The sequence below is a fragment of the Oleiharenicola sp. Vm1 genome (assembly GCF_047777955.1).
In the GTDB taxonomy this organism is placed as follows: Bacteria; Verrucomicrobiota; Verrucomicrobiia; order Opitutales; family Opitutaceae; genus Didemnitutus.
Map to the genome: position 1 here is coordinate 618,665 of NZ_CP180537.1, position 18,255 is coordinate 636,919.

The 18,255-nt window shown below is 61.8% G+C and carries 12 protein-coding genes, 1 tRNA gene and 1 pseudogene; 9 read left to right on the forward strand and 5 right to left on the reverse strand.

The genetic code is table 11. The features are described from left to right. Positions 1-319: 319 nt before the first annotated feature. Together ACMYLB_RS03585 and ACMYLB_RS03590 are read right to left on the reverse strand one after the other, a co-directional pair. Positions 320-2,509 carry a TonB-dependent siderophore receptor gene (locus tag ACMYLB_RS03585; RefSeq protein WP_415909609.1) on the reverse strand — a complete coding sequence of 730 codons (2,190 nt, stop codon included), beginning with the start codon at positions 2,507-2,509 and terminating at the stop codon, positions 320-322. A 516-nt stretch (positions 2,510-3,025) separates the two neighbouring features. Beyond that, a complete protein-coding gene (locus ACMYLB_RS03590) occupies positions 3,026-4,402 on the reverse strand; it encodes a substrate-binding domain-containing protein (protein ID WP_415909610.1) in 1,377 nt (458 codons plus the stop codon). Here ACMYLB_RS03590 and ACMYLB_RS03595 point away from each other — a divergent pair. From ACMYLB_RS03595 to ACMYLB_RS03605, 3 genes are all read left to right on the forward strand, one after another. Next, on the forward strand, positions 4,380-5,639 hold the full coding sequence (locus ACMYLB_RS03595; RefSeq protein ID WP_415909611.1) for a hypothetical protein: 1,260 nt from the start codon (positions 4,380-4,382) through the stop codon (positions 5,637-5,639). The genes ACMYLB_RS03590 and ACMYLB_RS03595 overlap by 23 nt on opposite strands. Positions 5,640-5,744: 105 nt before the next feature. Then, positions 5,745-7,130 carry an MFS transporter gene (locus ACMYLB_RS03600; protein ID WP_415909612.1) on the forward strand — a complete coding sequence of 462 codons (1,386 nt, stop codon included), beginning with the start codon at positions 5,745-5,747 and terminating at the stop codon, positions 7,128-7,130. Between the two features lie 68 nt (positions 7,131-7,198). Further along, positions 7,199-9,784, forward strand: a complete 2,586-nt coding sequence (locus ACMYLB_RS03605) for a GH116 family glycosyl-hydrolase (protein WP_415909613.1) — start codon at positions 7,199-7,201, stop codon at positions 9,782-9,784. 177 nt (positions 9,785-9,961) lie between these two features. Here the strand turns inward: ACMYLB_RS03605 and ACMYLB_RS03610 are convergent, their stop codons facing one another. Continuing rightward, positions 9,962-10,996: a glycosidase gene (locus ACMYLB_RS03610; RefSeq protein WP_415909614.1), complete on the reverse strand. Its 1,035-nt coding sequence runs from the start codon at positions 10,994-10,996 to the stop codon at positions 9,962-9,964. A gap of 426 nt (positions 10,997-11,422) precedes the next feature. Between ACMYLB_RS03610 and ACMYLB_RS03615 the strand changes: the two genes are divergently transcribed. The 5 genes and pseudogenes from ACMYLB_RS03615 to ACMYLB_RS03635 all read left to right on the forward strand — a co-directional run bounded on the left by ACMYLB_RS03615 (position 11,423) and on the right by ACMYLB_RS03635 (position 15,562). Then, on the forward strand, positions 11,423-13,459 hold the full coding sequence (locus tag ACMYLB_RS03615; RefSeq protein WP_415909615.1) for a sulfatase-like hydrolase/transferase: 2,037 nt from the start codon (positions 11,423-11,425) through the stop codon (positions 13,457-13,459). A 153-nt stretch (positions 13,460-13,612) separates the two neighbouring features. Continuing rightward, positions 13,613-14,449 (forward strand): annotated as a pseudogene (locus ACMYLB_RS03620) (sulfatase-like hydrolase/transferase); the annotation flags it as partial. A 206-nt stretch (positions 14,450-14,655) separates the two neighbouring features. Then, positions 14,656-15,006 carry a hypothetical protein gene (locus ACMYLB_RS03625; protein WP_415909616.1) on the forward strand — a complete coding sequence of 117 codons (351 nt, stop codon included), beginning with the start codon at positions 14,656-14,658 and terminating at the stop codon, positions 15,004-15,006. Then, positions 15,003-15,299 (forward strand): hypothetical protein, encoded by a 297-nt coding sequence (locus ACMYLB_RS03630; RefSeq protein ID WP_415909617.1) that lies wholly within the window; start codon positions 15,003-15,005, stop codon positions 15,297-15,299. Before ACMYLB_RS03625 ends, ACMYLB_RS03630 begins: the two co-directional genes overlap by 4 nt. An 8-nt stretch (positions 15,300-15,307) precedes the next feature. Continuing rightward, positions 15,308-15,562: a hypothetical protein gene (locus ACMYLB_RS03635; protein ID WP_415909618.1), complete on the forward strand. Its 255-nt coding sequence runs from the start codon at positions 15,308-15,310 to the stop codon at positions 15,560-15,562. A 286-nt stretch (positions 15,563-15,848) separates the two neighbouring features. Here ACMYLB_RS03635 and ACMYLB_RS03640 read toward each other — a convergent pair whose 3' ends face one another. Together ACMYLB_RS03640 and ACMYLB_RS03645 are read right to left on the reverse strand one after the other, a co-directional pair. Beyond that, the gene (locus ACMYLB_RS03640; protein ID WP_415909619.1) at positions 15,849-17,018 is read right to left on the reverse strand and encodes a tyrosine-type recombinase/integrase; all 1,170 of its coding nucleotides are present in this window, start codon (positions 17,016-17,018) and stop codon (positions 15,849-15,851) included. A gap of 73 nt (positions 17,019-17,091) precedes the next feature. Next, a tRNA-Glu gene (locus ACMYLB_RS03645) sits at positions 17,092-17,169 on the reverse strand. Positions 17,170-17,341: 172 nt separating this feature from the next. On the opposite strand from ACMYLB_RS03645, the gene ACMYLB_RS03650 reads away from it, so the two are divergent. After that, positions 17,342-18,253, forward strand: a complete 912-nt coding sequence (locus tag ACMYLB_RS03650) for a phosphoribosylaminoimidazolesuccinocarboxamide synthase (protein WP_415909620.1) — start codon at positions 17,342-17,344, stop codon at positions 18,251-18,253. The last annotated feature ends 2 nt before the right edge of the window (positions 18,254-18,255 follow it).

Sequence of the window (18,255 nt, forward strand, 5' to 3'; positions counted from 1 at the left end):
GGGGCGCACGATCCGAGGCAATTTGGCGCTACGTCGCACCAAACCGACCGCGCGGAATGGTATTGCCCCGCGATCGCATAGCGCCCGTTGGGAGGACTCTCGCGGAACGGCACTCGATACTGGTAAGCCTTTCGAACGCACCTTGCCATCGCTTGTGCGGCCCGAAGAAGCGGGACTGCGTGCCTCGGGAAAGTTTTCGGATCCAAACCGTAGATAAAAAACCTGCGGCAGGGAGGGGCGGTTTCGTTTCGCCTCTCTTCCTGCCGCAGGCTTTGGGAATCTAGCGGCGGGTCGGCTGTGGGCCGAAGCCTGACTGCGCTTAGAACGTCGTGTTCATGCTCAACGTCCAGCTGATGGGTTCGCCCCAGCGGCCGTTGCCGAGCAGGTAGTTTTCGTCCGTGATGTTGGCGACACGCAGGTTGAAGTTCACCGGCTTGCGCCAGAGCTTCGTGTTGTAGCGCGCGAAGACGTCGAAGAGCGTCGCGGAAGGAACGATGCGGAGGCTGTTGGCCACGGTGTTGTTCGCCGTGCTGTAGGCATTCTTGTAGTTGATGGAGTGTCCGATGGAGAGCCCCTTCAACGCGCCGCGGAAACTATAGCGTTGGATGAAGGCGATGGAGCGCGTGGGCGCGTTGGCGAGCGGGAGGCCTTTGCGGCCGACCACGACTTCGTCTTCCTCGACGCCGCCGTGGAAGAAGCAGCCGTCGAGGGCGACCGTCCACGCGTTGTTGAGCTCGTAGTCCAAGCGGAATTCGACGCCCTCGGAGCCTTCGCGGCCCGACGCGATGAAGATGCCGGTCTGGCGCTCGTCGGCGGGAGTGGCGGGGTTATCCACCGCTTGGGGCGGGACGGCTTGCGCGAGGTTGACCTGCTGCTGATCGAAGTAGGCGAAGGAGCCCGTGAGGCGCTGCTTGAAGAGGCCGAACTTCACGCCGAGCTCGGTGATCTTGCCGCGATTGGGCGGGACGGGATTGAAATACGCGTCGCGGGCGAACTGGTTGCGGAAGCTGGTGGCCTTTTGCGCGTAGACGCGGGCGTAGTCGACGGCGCCGCGGTTCTGCAGCACGTCCAGCATGACGGCGAGCTGGTAGGGATTGTCCTTCTGCGACTGAACGGTGCGGGTGGGCGCGGCGCCGATGTTGGTGACCTCGGCCCAGGAGTAGCCACTGAGCAGCATGAGGCGCTCGTCGAAGAATTTCAGCGTGTTGAGTGCGCGGTGATTGGTGAACTCGGAAGTGATGTCGCCGCCGTTGCCGCGGTAATAGATCGGCTGCTTGATGTCGGCGAGGGTGGCGATGGGGTAGCCGTTGGCGGCGTCCGCGGTGTTGCGGAAGCGGAGTTGCGCGGGCGTCGCGTTGACGATGCCGTTGGGGAAAATGAGGCTCGTGGCGACGTTGTTGTTCGTGAAGCGATACTGCTGCGTGAGGAAATAGTTCGTGTTGAATTCGGAGCCGAGGAGAAGGCTGCCCGTCACCTTTTTCTTGAAGCCGTAGCGCAGGAGCACGTCGGAGTTGTAGCCGTGGACGCTGTTGGAGTTGTCGTTGAACTGCGGGCGCTGGGTCGAGTTGTCCTGATTCCAAGTCACGAAGCCCGGGTAGATGCGCTTGCTGACGTTGTATTGAGCGCGGACGGTGAGCCAGTCCTTGTAGGAGTAGGTGCCGCTCAGGTTGTAGGCGTCCTGAGTGTTCTCCTCGACGCTGTCGGCGCCGGCGAAGTTGATGTCACGGCCGCGGCCGCGGTTGGTCAGGTCGAACGTGCCGTTGACGATCGGAGCGGGATTCAGGGTCGAGCGGTCGCGGTGCAGTTTCTCGTATTCCGCCGTGAGTTCGAGTCCGGGCAGCGGACGGATCGTGAGCGACGGCGCGATGACGTCGTATCTCGCGAATTGGTCGGGGAAGCTTCCGTTCTTGTCGGACCCAGCGATGACGAGGCGGTAGGCCAGCATCTTCTTGCCACCGATCTCGATCGGCGCGGTGGTGTCGAACATACCTTGGATGAGCGAGTCGGAGCCGGTGGTGACGCCGACCTTGGTGGTGTTCTTGAACGTTGGGCGCTTCGAGATGTAGTTCATGCCGCCGCCGGGATTCGAAAGACCGTAGAGCACGGAGTTCGGGCCCTTCAGGATTTCGACGCGCTCATAGGCCGCGGTGATGTAAACGCGGCCGCCCGGCGCGTAGCCGTTGCGGAGAGGCTGCAGAGGGAATCCGCGGGCGTTGGCGGTCTCGTTTTGCCCGGCGGTGCTGTTGACGGTGGTGAAACGGGCGACGTCGTCGAAGGTGATCAGCTGGAGTTCCTCGATCATCCGGCTGTCGATCGCGCTGATGGTGAAGGGGGACTTGGCGACATCGAGCGCGACGAGCGAGCCGGTTGTGGCTTGGCGAGCGCCGTAGGTGTTGTCGACGTTGTCGCTGACCGTGAACGGCGAAAGGGTGACGACTTCCCCTTCCAGCGGCGTGGGCGCCTGCGCATTTGCGGAGAGCGCGAAGACGCCGGTTGCAGCCGTGATCAACGTGAGGAGGAGCTTCGAACGGAAGGCGCTGTTCCCGGCAAGGCACGGGTGTGCGCTAGCGAACGGGGTGGCCGGGAAAGCGTCGCGATGAAGGGGGGGGGGCGATAGGTGCATGGGTGGGTCTTGCTTCGAGGTGAGTGGGAACGGTCGAAGAGTGGGGGCGATCGGGGTAGAAGGGGGATGCGGGAGAAGCGCCGAGATGAGAGGAGGGCGCTCGGCGAGGGGTATGACCTAAAAAGAGACACAAAGTGCTCAATAATTGCAATCAAAATTGCGCCGAATCTTCTAAACCATTAATCGAAAGCTAAAAAAATAGCGCGAAACACGCCCAAGCCGAGGAGCGGCGATTGATTCAGCTAAAATTTGTTCATTTCACGCGTCGGCTGAGAGAAGGCTCGGGCGGCCCAATCTGCGCCTCCTCGGCTCGCGCTCGCCCCGTCGGCTCTGGACCCGGTGGGAGCGGGTGACGCTTACTGGAGCAGGGTGCTGCGGCAGATATCCGCCCCGGCCTCAGGTCTAGGCTTCGCTCTCCAGCGCGGGGGTGCTTTTGCTTCGCCGGTATTCGGTGGGGGTCATGCCCGTCACATCGCGAAATACCTTGGTGAGGTAGCGCATGTTCTGGAACCCGGCCTGCCGCGCCGCCTCGGTAACGCTCAGATTGGTGGACGTGAGTAAATGCCGCACCCGTTCCATCTGAACCCGCTGGATCTCGTCGTGGATCGAGCGGCCAAGCGCCTTCATGAATTTCCGGTAGGCGGTCGAATTCGACATGCCCGTCACTTTCAGGACGTCGGCCGGCGAAATCGGGTCGCAGGCGTGTTCCTTGATGTAGCGGATCGCAAAGGCCACCTGCGAATCTTCGAAGGCGAGATAGCTGCTGGAATCGCGCTCTTCCACCTTGGCCGGATCCACGTAGGTCACGCCGGCGGGGGCGGGCTGTCCGGACATCAACTTATGCAGAATGTCGGCCGCCATGTAGCCGGCCGTTTCGACGTTTGCGTCGATGCTGCTCAGGCTCGGTTGGGAGAGGTCGCAGAGCCACCGGTCGTTATCCACGCCGAGCACGGAAACCTCCTGGGGAACCTGCAGGCCCTGAAGCACGCAGGCATCGAGGACCCACCTCGCCCATCCATCGAAGAAGACGAAGACTCCCGCCGGCTTCGGAAGGGTTTCGAGCCAGCTCCCGAGTGAGACGATCGCGCTGGGCATGCTGGCGACCGACTCGGCGTCGGGCTCATAGACGGCACAGTCGAAGCCGTGCTTCGAGAGCTCTTCCGCGAAGCCCCTCTTGCGCTCATGGCACCATTGGGCGCTCTCGGCACCGCCGCAGAAGGCGAAATGGCGCAGGCCTTTGTTGATCAAGTAGCGTGCCGCCATGCGCCCGATTTCAGTCTGGTTGGAGCTGACAATCGGAAATTTCAGGTCGCCATCTTGCTTTTCCGAATAACTGCCGAAGCCCACGATGGGCACATCGGTGGAGGCCGCGATTTCACGGATCGCGGGGAGTCGGATGCTGGTTATGATACCGTCTGGCGCCCAATGCCTTAAACCCTCCGTGGAGGCCTCGGTCATGGGGTCCATGAGGATGATCCAACCCGTATGGCTGTGGATGTAGTGACCCACGCCCCGGGCAATCGCCCGGTCGAATGCCATATCTGATTCAAGCAGCAAGGCCACCCGCTTCACGCGACTCAGCTTTCGGCTTCGGGAAGTTGGGCGCTTTTCGTTCGCCATTTGGCACATCGGAATGGCCATCGGAGCAGGAAGGGACAAGGGAAAACTCGACGCCGATCGGTCAAAATGAGGATAAGAAGTCCAATAAATTGCCATTTTTCTTGAATCGACGGCTTGCAGCGTCACATTGCGGGTCATGGACGTGAGTTCCGGAATCATCCCCCGCGTGCGGTCAGCACTAGCCGCTGGGATCCTGCTCGCAACGGCGGCGGCTTGCGGGGCATCGGAGCCGGGCGAGGCGGCGCCTTTTGCCGGTCTCGCGGTGGGAACTCAGAGCATCGGCGTCCGCTACCAATTTACCTCGGACAGCGCGTTGGAGGAGTCGGCCAAGCAGATAGCCGCGCTTGGCTCGGACACGCTCAAGATCGCCCTCACGCCGACTTACTCGAAGGACTACCTGATCAAGCGGGATCCGAACATCCGCTCGCTCATGGATCTGATGCGATCGCAACCCGCCTTCGAGAGGGTGATGGATATGCCGTTTCGGAACATCATGCTGTGGGTGTATCCGTTCAGCGACTCGAAAACGGCGTTCGCAACCGGAGTGATCAGCGAACCGGAGGCGGCGAGAGTCTATCGCGAAATCTATGAGCTCACCGCGCACCTCCTGAAGCGTTACTCGGGGAGCGGAAAGACGTTCTACCTCGGCAACTGGGAGGGCGACTGGCACATGCTTTTAGAGAAATATGATTACAACCTGGATCCCACGCCCGAGGCGATCCAGGGGGCAATCCAGTGGTTCAACCTGCGCGAAAAGGCGGTGGCGGATGCGCGGCGCGACACCCCGCATGACGACGTGAAGGTGTATTTCTACATCGAGCTGAATCACGTCCGCAAAGCGATGGACAATGATCGCCCCGCCATCGTTAACCGGGTGCTGCCACACATCCGCACCGATTTCGTTTCTTGGTCGAGCTACGATGTCACGAAGCCGGCGGCTTTGCTCGGGGGAGAGGCGGGGCGCGCGCTCGTCTTCAAGGCGCTGGACTATATTGAATCCCATTTGCCCAAGAGCGATATCCCGGGAAGGCGGGTGTTTATCGGCGAGTATGGCTTCGAGTTGGCGTCATTCAAGGATGCCGACCTGCAAAGGCAGTATACCGCATCGATCATGAAGTGGGCCCTGGAATGGGGTTGTCCGTTCGTGCTCTACTGGGAGCTTTACTGCAATGAGGTGGAGCCGGCGACAGGCAAGAGTCGCGGCTACTGGCTGATCGATGACCAAGGGGTGAAGCAGCCCGTGTGGTTCCTGCACCAGGAGTTCCTCGCACGGGCTCGCAAATACCTCGAGGAGTATCGAGCGAAGCACGGCACTTACCCGAGTCAGGAAACTTACAATAAGGTGGCGGCTTCGTGGATCGAGGAATTCGTGAACCACGATGTCCGCACGCGCTAGCCACGCGCACTGCCTCGCTCGCCCATCGCCCCGCGGCAGAGAGTTTCCAGACGAGTCTCAGTTTCGATTCCGGCAACCAACAAGAACGACGAGAGCCCCAACCCCATGAATACCTCCACGCTTTCACCCCAGACCGATCCGACCATGAAAATAGGTTGGTCGGAAAAGTTAGGCTACGCCGCCGGAGACATGGCCTCATGTCTCTACTTCGGCATCTTCATGAACTTCCTGGCGATCTTCTACACCGACGTGTTCGGCATCGCCCCGGCTGCGCTCGGCACGATGCTGCTCTTCGTCCGGACGTGGGATTGGATCAACGACCCGATCATGGGCGCAATCGCGGACCGCACGGAGACGAAGATGGGCAAGTTCCGTCCATGGATCCTGTGGATGATCGTTCCTTACATGGTGTTTGGCGTCCTGACGTTCACGACGGTCGATTGGAGCCCGACGATGAAGTTGGTCTACGCCTACTTCACCTACACGACGCTCATGATGATCTACACGGCGATCAATGTGCCCTACGGTGCGTTGATGGGCGTGATGACCGCGAAATCTGAAGAGCGCACCGTGCTCGCGGCCTACCGCTTCGTGGGCGCGAACGCGGGCATCTTCGCCGTCACGCTGATGCTTCCCTACTTGGTCAAGGTCATCGGCCGGGGCGACGTGCGGTTCGGCTACTCGGGTGCGATGGTCATCATCGCGCTGCTCGCCGGCGGGTTGTTCTTCTTCACATTCAAGACCTGCCACGAGCGGGTGCGCCAAGTGGAGCAGAAGCAGGAGTCCTTCCGCGAGGAGCTGAAGCAACTGGCGCGCAACGGTCCCTGGCTCATGGTGATTGCGATCAGCGTCTTGACGGTGATGGGACAGGCGATCCGCGCCACCACCACGCTCCACTACTTCAAGTATAACGTGGGCAACGAAGCCTGGGGCACTTCGCTGCTCCTCTACAATTCGGTCATGGCCGTGATCGCGGTGCTGTTGAGCAAGTCGATCTGCAGTTTGATCGGCTGCAAGCGTCGCGCTTACGTGATCCTCAACCTGTTGTTTGCGGCGCTGCTGGTGTGGTTCTACTTCATTCCCGTCACCTCGTTCCCGTTGATGCTCGCGAACCAACTCCTCATCGCGTTGGTCGCCGCGCCCATGATGCCTCTTTTCTGGTCGATGATCGCGGACACGGCCGACTACGGCGCGGTCAAGTTCGGTCATCGCTCCACGGGCGTGATCTTCTCCGCCGGCACGGCCTCGCAGAAGATCGGTTGGACGGTCGGCCCGGCCGTCGCACTGATGTTCCTCGGTGGTGCGGGCTACGTGGCCAACGCGGAGCAAACACCGGCGACGCTGAACATCCTGCGTCTGGAGATGAGCCTCATCCCGGCGGTCTTCGCCGTGCTCACGGCGATCGTCACCTGCTTCTACAAGATCGACCGCAAGATGGAGCTCGAGCTCGAGGCGGCGATTTCACAGCAGACGGCTGCGGCCAAGGCTTAGCTCGCGAGCGGCGGCGCTCAGGGGCCGCACCAATTCGGTTTCGCGCGTTAACGGCCTACCCTTTCGCCATGCAACGTTGTCTCTCCCGTCTCCCCCTCCTCGCACTCGCCAGTGCGCTGATTGCTTCTGCCGCACCGTGGCAGCCCGAACAATGGCCGGTCCTGCGACAGTATGACAGCTCGCACCTGGCGCGGATTGCTCTTCCGCTCGGTGGCATCGGCACCGGCACGGTGTCGCTCGGCGGCCGCGGAGAATTGCGCGATTGGCAGATCATGAACCGGCCGGCTCGCGGCTACAGCACCGTCACGACAGGCAACGAAGCGCCCTTCTTCGCGCTGTTCGTGCGCACTCCCGACGGCGCGAAAACGACCAAGGCCCTGCTGGGGCCTCTCGATCCGGCGGAATACGAGCACTACGAAGGGCGGCCGGCCAACCACCACGGGCTACCTCGATTCCACGAGGCTCGCTTCGAAGCGGCCTACCCCTTCGGCCAAGTCCATCTCTCCGATCCAGCGCTGCCCGTGCGCGTCACGCTGCGTGGCTTCAACCCGCTGATTCCGGGCGACACCGATAACAGCAGTTTGCCCGTCGCCGTGCTCAGCTACGAGGTGACCAATCTCTCCTCCTCTGCGCTCACCGTCTCGGTTTGCGGCACGATGCGCAATTTCATCGGACGCGACGGCAGCAAGATCGAGCGCGACTGGAAGGGTGACTACATCCCCGTCGGGGCCAAAAAGAATCGCAACGTGTTCCGCGCCACCCCCGCGCTGCGCGGCCTCTATTTTGACTCGCTGGGCGTCGATCCGAAAAATCCCGCTTGGGGCACGCTGGCGCTCGTCACCGAGGAAACCGCCGGCGTCACTTACCGGACCTCGTTGGCCACCAACGACTGGGCGGGCGCGCTGCTGGATTTCTGGGACGATTTCAGCGTGGACGGCAATCTTACCCAGAGGGACACGCGGGCCGAAGACGACCCGATGGCCTCCCTCAGTGTGCAAAAGGAAATCCCCGCCGGCGCCTCGCGCACTTTCACGTTCTTCCTCACCTGGCATTTTCCGAACCGCGCGGCATGGAGCACGTTCAAGTTCCCCACCGGTGAAGAGCCCCTCGTCGGCAACTTCTACACGACGCGCTTCGCCGACGCGTGGGCGGCAGCGGAGGACATCGTGCCCCGCATGGCCGAACTGGAGCGCGACACGCGCCGCTTTGTCGACGCGGTCGCCTCCTCCAGTGCCCCGGTCGCCATCCGCGAGGCGGCGCTCTTCAATCTGCCAACGCTGCGCTCGCAGACTGTTTTCCGGCTTCCGACCGGCGAACTGATGGCGTGGGAAGGCGTGATGGATGAAGCGGGTTCGTGTTTCGGCTCCTGCACCCATGTGTGGAACTACGAAACCGCCACGCCGCTGCTCTTTGGCGATCTCGCTCGAACGATGCGCGAAGTGGAATTCGCCCGGGCCACGGACCAAACGGGCCGCATGGCGTTTCGTGTCGTCTTGCCCCTGGACAAGGCCACCGCGTGGAAAGGCTCGGCGGCCGACGGGCAGATGGGCTGCATCGTGAAATTCTACCGCGAGTGGCAGCTCAGTGGTGATCGCGCATTTCTGGAGCGGCACTGGCCGAAGGTCCGCTCCGCCCTCGCCTATGCGTGGACGCCCGGCGGATGGGACGCGGATCAGGATGGCGTCATGGAAGGCCGCCAGCACAACACGATGGACGTCGAATACTACGGGCCAAATCCCCAGATGGGCTTCTGGTATCTCGCGGCGCTGCGGGCCGGCGCCCGCATGGCCACCGCGATGGGTGACGGCGATTTCGCGGCGCACTGCGAGGATCTGTTCAAGAAGGGCAGCGCCTTCATGGATGCCCGACTCTTCAACGGAGATTATTTCGAGCAGATCATCACCGACCCCAAGACTCACGCCTTCGTGGATTGGAGCGGTCCCCGCGCTGCCGAGCTGCCGCACTTCCAACTGGGCTCCGGCTGCCTCGTCGACCAACTGGTCGGTCAAAGCCTCGCCCATCTCACCGGTCTGGGACAACTGTCCAATCCCGCCAACCAGCGCCGAGCCCTGGAAAGCGTGATGCGGCACAATTTCCTTCCGAGCTTCGCGAATCATTTCAACAACATGCGATCCTTCGTCCTGGGCGACGAGGCGGGCCTGCTGATGGCGAGTTGGCCACGCGGTCGCCTCGCGGTGCCTTTCCCGTATTTCGCGGAGGCGATGACCGGCTTCGAATACACTGCGGCCGTCAGCATGATCCAGATGGGCATGGACGACGATGCACTGCGCGTCATTCAGGCGATTCGGGATCGCTTCGACGGTCGCAAGCGCAACCCCTTCGACGAGCCCGAGTGCGGTCACCACTACGGTCGCGCGCTGGCGAGTTGGAACACCCTCGTCGCTTGGAGCGGCTTCCGCTACTCAGCGGTCGAGCGGCAGATCAATTTCGGTGCCCGCCCCGGGCGCCATTTCTGGTCGAACGGTTCGGCTTGGGGCACGTGGGAGTTGAAGGACCAGCGAGCCGTGCTCCGTGTGCTGCACGGCACCTTGGTGGCGGACGCGCTGGTCGTGGCTGGATACCGCAAACATGCGCTCAGTCCCGGGCCGGTTTCCGCCGGCGAGGCCCGCGAATTCGTCCTCTCGCCGGAATAGTCACCGGAAGCAGCGCGCGGCCGAGGTGGACCGCGCGCCCGGGGCCGCCCCAGACGCGTTCACAGTAGGTCGGTTCGAGGAGGAAGGAGCGCATCCATCCCCTGGTGGAGGTAGAAAATAAAACAGGCCGGTCTCGGCCGGCCTGCGAAAAGGAAGTCAGACTGTGGTGAACGCGAATCAGCGGACCGGATTGGCCAGCAGATGGCTGAGGAACTGGTCCAAGGGAGCGGTCGCCACGCAGCAGTGCACGTCGCCGCCGCCGTAGTAGAGGAAGTAGGTGCCGTTCATCACGACATGGCCGCAGGGGAAACACACGCCCTTGTAGATGCCCTCTTTTTCGTAGGGCGCCGTCGGCTCGTAGATCGGTTCCGGCGTGCGATGCGTGACCTTCATCGGGTTATCGAGGTCAAGCAGCAAGGCGCCGAGGCGGTATTGTTTGTCCGCACCGACGCCATGATAGATTTGCAGCCAGCCGTGGGGCGTCTTGAGCGGCGGGTTGTTTGCGCCGATCTTCTGTTCCCACGCATACTCGCCCTTCGCCAAGAGCTTCATGTCCTTCCACTCGAGCAGGTCTTCGCACTCGGCAATCCAGATCGCGGGATGGGCGTTCGGGAAGCCCGCGCCGTGCCACTGCATCGGACGGTGGATCGTGAACCACTTGTCCTTAATCTTCTCCGGAAAGATAATGACGTCCCGATCGTCCAGCTTGGCGTTGGTGAGACGTCCGGCGCGGATCCACTCCTTGAAGTCGCGGGTCAGATACAGCTGCGTCGAAGTCAGGTTTTTCCGCAGTGCGACGGGAAAGTCCTTCGGAAAATGGCCATTCGTATTGGCGTGGTGATTTTCATTCAGCCAATATTGACCAGGAGGGAAGGGGCGGGTGGCCGCGGTGATGTAATACCATTCGCCGATCTTGATGATGCGCGGGTCTTCCACGCAGCCGTTGTCGATGCTCCCGACGAGCGGTGAGAGGATCGGCTCCCTGTTGACGCGGCGGAAATTGAAACCGTCCTTGCTCACCGCGAGGCCGAAATGGACGCGGTGTTCCACGTCGTGGCCGGCGGCGCGGTAGATCATCTGCACTTCGCCCGTGGCTTCGTCGAGCCAGGCGGCAGGATTGGTGGTAACTTCGCTTTCCCAGCGAGAGCCGGGAAGCGGGCTGAGGATGGGATTCCCCTCGTAGCGTTTGAGTTGAAACGTCTTGGAAAGCATGGTGGGTCAAGCGTCGTAAGTGCGGGGCTATTTGCAATCTCGAAATGAACAAATAGAATACAAAAACACCGAAAAACAATCAATTCGCCTTGCCAGGCGCCTTTTTCTGACAACAATGAATCTCACAGACACCGACTGCGTTCCTCAGCGGCAGCTCGCGACCGCATCAAACTCAGCCCCTGCTGAATGCCGTAAGCTCCACCCCTAAACGGATTATAAATTCATTAATTCATAATCACTTAAGATGGATCGAATGGGGTGCTGATAGCAAAATTCCATTCTTGTCCACAATCACAGACTCGTTGTCCAGTCCCCCGATCTCTCCCGGCCAGCGAAAACGAACTCCAGACGAGTGGCAAATGGCTGACCTCCGCGTTTATTCCGGCTGAGAGCTCAGACCCAGCCTTACCCCCCTCACTCTCCACGATGAAAACCATGCTCCCCCGGCCCCGGCTCCTGCTCGCGCTCCTCACTTTGTTTTTCTTCGCCACTCAGCTTCGTGCTGCCGAAACGAGGAAGCCGGATGTCCTCTTCGTGCTGGTCGATGATCTGCGCTGGGACGCTCTCGGCTACATGAATCATCCCTACGTCAAGACGCCCAACATCGATCGCCTGCGGGCGCAGGGTGCGATGATGGCCAACGCTTTCGTGACGACCTCCATCTGCTGCCCGTCGCGCGCGACGTTCGTCACCGGCACGTTGGCGAACCGCCACGGCGTCATCGACAACGAGTCCTCCGACTACAACCCCGAGGTCACGCCGCCGCTCACGAAATACCTTCAACAGGCCGGCTACCGCACCGCGATGATCGGCAAGTGGCACATGGGCAACTCCGGGGCGCCGCGGCCCTACTTCGACTTCTGGCTCAGCTTCAAAGGGCAGGGCGTCTACAACGACCCGCTCTTTAACATCAACGGCCAGAAAGTGCCGCAGAAAGGCTACACCACCGACCTGCTGACCAACTACGCCATCGACTTCATCAAGCAGCAGCCGAAGGAGCAGCCCTACTTCCTGATGCTCTCGCACAAGGCCGTGCATGAGCCCTTCACGCCCGCGCCGCGCCACAAGGACGCCTTCGGCGCCGACGCGAAACTCGCGGAGCCGCCGAGCTACTCGGAAGACTTCGCCGGCAAACCCGCGTGGGAGCGACGCCAGGCCTCCCGTGAGGTGCGCTGGCACTACCGCACGCGCGAGATCGAGGAGGAGAAATTGCCCGCCGCCGTGCCCGCGGAGCCGTGGAAGGACTACAACAAATACGTCGACCAGCTCCGCTGCCTCGCCGCCGTCGACGAGAGCTTGGGCAAGATCGTCGACCTGCTCCGCGAGCGCGGCACCCTCGACAACACCCTCATCGTCTTCACGAGCGACAACGGCTATTTCCACATGGAGCACCGGCGCTGGGACAAGCGCCTCGCCTACGAGGAGAGCTTGCGCATCCCGATGCTCGTGGTCTATCCCGGCCACATCCAGGCGGGCTCGACCGTCAACCAGCTGGTGACGAACGCCGACTTCGCTCCGACCATCCTCAGCTACGCCGGCCTGCCCATCCCGCCGCAGATGCAGGGCGCCAGCATGAAGCCGCTGTTCGAGGAGAAAGCCCCCCGTTGGCGCAACGCCGTCTTCTATGAATACTGGAAGGAGCTCGTGCACTCGATTCCGGCGATGGCGGGCCTGCGCACGGACCGCTACAAGCTCATCACTTATCCGGAGATCAAGGACATCGACGAGCTGTTCGACCTGCAGAAGGACCCGCACGAGATGAACAACCTCGCCCTCGATCCCGCCTACGCCGAGCTGCACGCCTCGTTGAAGGCACAGCTCGAGGAGGCGAAGATCATCTCCGATTGGCGTCCGAATGCTTTCCCGAAGAACTTCCCGCGCATCAAGGGCGAGGAAGGCATCCAGCTCGACTTGACGGTGCAGAACGGCGCCTTGGTCGACCGCGCCAATTCCGGTGTCTCATTCAAGCCACAGAGCCTGAAGATGCAGGAGGACAGCGCCTCCTTTGACGGCGCCACCGCCGTTGTCCGCGTGCCGTTTAACAAGGCGATCGATCCCGCCGGTTGGCCCTTCCGCCTCGACCTCACCGTGAAGCCGAACGCAGACGGCGTGATCGCGGTGCAATCCACCGGGGACTACGGCTACAAGGTCTTCGTCCAAGACGGCCGCCCCGGCGTGGCCGTGCATTGCAAGACGTGGATCGATACGACCACCGTCGTCGATGGCCCGGCGTCGATCCTCGGCAAGTGGACCGACCTCCGCGTCCTCATCGACTACAACCGCCTCGTGCTGCTGGTGAATGGCGCGGTCGCGGAGAGCGTCTCCTTGCCGCTGCCTTTCTCCGGTTCGCCCAAGACACCGCTCCTGATCGGCCAAAGCGGTCCTCATCCGGTGGTCGCGGGCGTGCCCGACAAGCCGTTCGCCGGAGAGATCAAACGCTTCACGATCCAGCGGGGCCTCTGATTGAGCCGCCTTTGACCTCCCGCCGGTCATTTCTCAAAAACGATGGGCACGGCGGCCGCATCCCTTGCGGTCGCTGCCCTGACCCGACTTCGCGGGGTTGAGGAGGTCGCTCCGCCGGGTCACTTCGCCGCCCAACCGTCCCCCTCAATTGTCATGAAATCCCCCGGCTCTCTCATCGTCCTGGCCGCCCTCCTGGGGGCGACCGCGTTCTCCGTCGCCTTGGCCGATGTCGTTCCCGTTCCGCAGGTGATCCTCCCCGAACGCCTGCCGGGCGCCAAGCCACTCAATGTCGTCTTCATCCTCGCCGACGATCATCGCTACGATGCGATGAGTTTCATGGGTCACCCGCTGGCCGAGACGCCCAACCTCGATCGCCTCGCCCGCGAGGGCGCCCACCTGAAGAACGCGATGGTCACCACGTCGCTGTGCTCGCCGAGCCGCGCCTCCATCCTGACCGGCCTCTACACCTTCCGGCACCGCGTCATCGACAACCAGCGCGCCATCCCGCCCGGCACCGTCTATTTTCCGCAGTATTTGCAGAAGGCCGGTTACGCGACGGCCTTCATCGGCAAATGGCACATGGGGGTCGATGGCGACGATCCGCAACCGGGCTTCGACCACTGGGTGAGCTTCCGCGGCCAGGGGCAGTATTACGCGCCGAACAAGAGCTACACCCTCAACGTCGACGGGAAACGCGTTCCGCTCAAAGGCTACATGACCGACGAGCTCACCGATTATGCGATCGACTGGCTCAAGCAGCAGAAGCCCGGCGAGAAGCCGTTCTTCCTCTACCTCTCACATAAGGCGGTGCACGCCGACTTCGCCCCGGCCGAGCGCCACCGCGGGAAATTTGCCTCGCGGACGTGGACGCGGCCGAAGTCGCTGCCCCTGACCGAGGAGGGGATCCGCAATCAGCCGCGCTGGCTGCGCGACCAGCGCAACAGCTGGCACGGCGTCGAGTTCCCGTATCACAGCGACCTCGACATCGACGCCTATGTGCCGGCGACAAATTGCTCGCCCGCGCGAACGACAAAACGGCAAACGTTATCAATGGTGAAGTTTTCACGGTGGCGGAAATGTGCGGAGGAATCATCACGACCGCGGATGGTCGGGCAATAGATACGAAGCAGTTTGCCCACTTGGCGCATGGGTTCGCGGTGACGAGTCACCGTTCGCAAAGCAAAACGGCCGAGCACGTGGTTGTCGCCGCGGCGCGTCTGGATGCGAAAGCGGCTTATGTTGCGTGCTCGCGTGGCCGGAGCAGCTGCACGCTGCACACACCCGATAAGAACGCGCTGATTGGCGGGCTTCCGAGCGGCGAAAGGAAGGCCGCGCTGGACGTCGTCGAATCGGCCGGGCTGTTTGCCCGCGCACTCAAGGATATTTCAACCAGGGCGTGCGAGGAACCGTCGAATATGCCGAGCCAGGCTTTAGGCCACATCGGTTGGCGCGCGATCTTTCAAAGTCTGTGCGGGTGGAGCCGGGGCTGGCTGCCGGGGTGCCAAGTTGACGGACTGCAAAAGGTGCGCGGGCGAGACATCGCATGAATTCACCAGCTCAACCTCCGTTCGAGATTCATCCGCAAGGTATCGGTGGATTCACTGCATTCGAGTGCGGCAACGAGGTTGTCGCTCTGCCGCTCCTTGCGGTGGTGAGGGCATCTTTGCGCGGAACGACGCAGCAGGAGGTCGTCATCGAATTTCCGCGATTCCTCGCGCGCATAGGCGGCACCGGACTCGCAGACGTGTTTTCCCATTTTCTCACCGGGCGGGTGCGTGTCATGCGGCGCGGCCAGCACGGGCAATGCACGATCAACAGCATCGAAATCACGGAAACCTAGACCTGTCCATGAAAGCACCGATCAAATCCACACACATTTCCGGCGACGATGCCGCGCGCATTCACGCGGCAGCCGCGATCGAGCAACTGAGTCGTTCCGAGCGCGGCTTCCAAGCACTTTGCGACTTCGCGGTGCTCTACGAGAACGGCGGCAACTCGCTCGATGGGGCCAATTGGGGCGCGCTGCGAGATCTCTGCGAGCTGGGCGCCGTAGGAAAGGGTTTTGCGATCGCCGAGCGGCTCCCCGCCAAGAACCGCCGCTAAAAAAAGGGGGTCACACGACCCCTGCCTCACGAAACGAATAGAAGCCGCGACCTTTCGGGTCAGCCTCGGGATACCTCCGCAAGATCGTAGTAGACGAAATGGCCGACCCGGTGATGTGGAATTCGACGCAGCTTTGTCCATGTCCGCAGGGTGCGAATCGAGGGCTCACGACCGACCGGAAAGATACCGCTATTCCGGAGACCAACAATGTCGGTGAGCGGGCGCTTGGAATTCGTGGCGGTCTGCGGCGTTTCCATATGCCCAAGATACTGCGTCAACCAACTGGTCATGCAGCCCAAGCCGCCTGCTTCTTCGGCATGATTCCAAAGAACGCATCGGCTTCCTCCGTGCTCTTAAGGTCGAGGTAATGCTTTCGGATGATGCTTTCCGAGTTCCCGGCTTGAATGGCGGCTTCGCCAATGGAGCGATACTTTGCCACGAACATCGAAATGAAAGTGTGGCGCAGCACATCGTGAGTGAGGTTGAACCGATCTTTGAAGCGTTCGCGGCGCTTCTTAAAGTTGCCCACGATTAGCGGGTATTTTTCGAGGGGATAGGCGCGCAACCATGCAGCGAGGTTCGGTTGGATCGTGATGCGGCGAGGCTCCCGAACTTTCGAAACGGTCGAGGGAATATGAATGATGCCGGTATCCAAGGAAACGTGCTCCGGACGCAGCTTCGTGATTTCGCCGTCCGGCACGCCGGGACGCACACCCGCAAACAGGCAGATGGCGAAATAGGGCACCCAGCGACCGCCTTCGTAGGTTTCGGCAAAGGTCATCAGCTCGCGTGCCTGCTGCGCAGTGAAGGTGATGGCGGAACCGCGCCGCATGCGAATGCGGTGGTGCGGAACGCGAAGGATCGTGTTTTCAACTGCCCAACCGCGATGGAAGGCGAACTTGAAGAAGGTCGAAAGAACGCCGCGACGGTTGTTGAAGGTCTTCAGGGTCGAATTGTTCACCTCCAGGAACGCGGTGATATTTGCCGGAGTGATCTCGGCCACCGTCTTCCCTTTGAAGTGCTTTTCGAAGCGCTTCATTTCCCAATCAATTCGACGGTATTGGGGTTTCGAGAGTTGGTCCTGTTCGAACTCGCGCTTCTTCGCCGCAACGTAGTCCGTCACCGCGTCTGAAACGCTCTTCTGGTGTTCGGGCTCGCGATAGTTCGCGAGTGCGTAGTCCACGTAGAACGCCAACGGGCGTTGCTTGCCTGCGATTCGATGGAAGACGGACTCAGCTTCGCGAAGCTGGGCATCGCTCAGCGAAGTGATTGCAGTCCGTTGGCCGCTCTCATTCTGAATCGCGCGGATTTCCAGCGCGGCTTTTTCTGCGCCTGCTTCTTCGCGGGTCGCGAAGTTTTTTCGGATGCGGACACCGTGAAGGTATCCCGTGACTCTCCATGAAACCGTTCCGGTCCGATTCTCGAACCGGCTGACGTTGAACTTAGTTTGCTCCATGCTTCGGTTGCCACGTCAACTGGCAACTAAGCTTCGGAGAAAAGTGATCTCCTTCTTATCGAAGGAGATAAATTGGCGTCCCCACGGGGATTCGAACCCCGGTTCTTACCGTGAAAGGGTAGTGTCCTGGACCGGGCTAGACGATGGGGACGTAGCTCGGAGTTGAGCGAAGGAAAAAACGGAAGGGCGACGCTACGGCGCGCCCCCCCTCGCGCAAGGATTTTTTGGTGAGCCCCTCGATGACGCGCGAAACGACGAAAAAGTAGGCACTTCCGTTGAAAATGCCTTTGAGGTCCCGGCCCGTTTCGCGCGAGATTCGGCCCATGAATTTCGCCGAGATTGCCGCCGCACTCCCGCGCCAAGCCGTCACCTCGATCGACGATCTGCCGTTCCGCCGCATCGCCTCAGGCAAGGTGCGCGAGATCTTCGACCTCGGCGATGCGCTCCTGCTGGTCGCGACCGACCGGCTCTCGGCGTTCGACGTCATCATGCCCGAGGGCATCCCGGGCAAGGGCGCGATCCTGACCCAGATGAGCCTGTGGTGGTTCAAGCAGACCGAGCATCTCATCCCCAACCACCTGCTGCCCGATCAGGAGCGCGAGTTTGCCCGCCATGGCATCGGCAGCCGCGACCTGCGTCTGCGCAGCATGATCGTGCGCAAGCTCACGCCGCTTACCATCGAGTGCGTCGCCCGCGGCTACCTCATCGGCAGCGGCTGGAACTCCTACCAGAAATCCGGCGACGTGTGCGGCATCCGGCTTCCCGCCGGCCTCCGTCAGGCGGACAAGCTGCCGGAACCGATCTTCACGCCCACGACCAAGGCGCCCAAGGGCCAGCACGACGAGCCGATCAACGACGCCCAGGGCGCAGCCGCCATCGGGGCGGAGCTCTACGCCCAGGTTAAGGCCACGAGCCTCGCGCTCTATCGCTTCGGCCACGATCGCGCGCGCCAGGCCGGCATGATCCTCGCGGACACGAAATTCGAGTTCGGCACCGATGCCGCCGGCAACCTGATCCTGATCGACGAGGTGCTGACGCCCGACTCGTCGCGCTACTGGCCGGCCGACAGCTATGCGCCGGGCATGTCGCCGCCGAGCTACGACAAGCAGTTCGTGCGCGACCACCTGCTCGCGCTCAAGTGGGACCAGCAGCCGCCCGCGCCCCACATCCCCGAAGACATCATCCGCCGCACGCAGGAGAAATACCTCGCGGCGTTGAAGAACCTCATCGGCTGAAC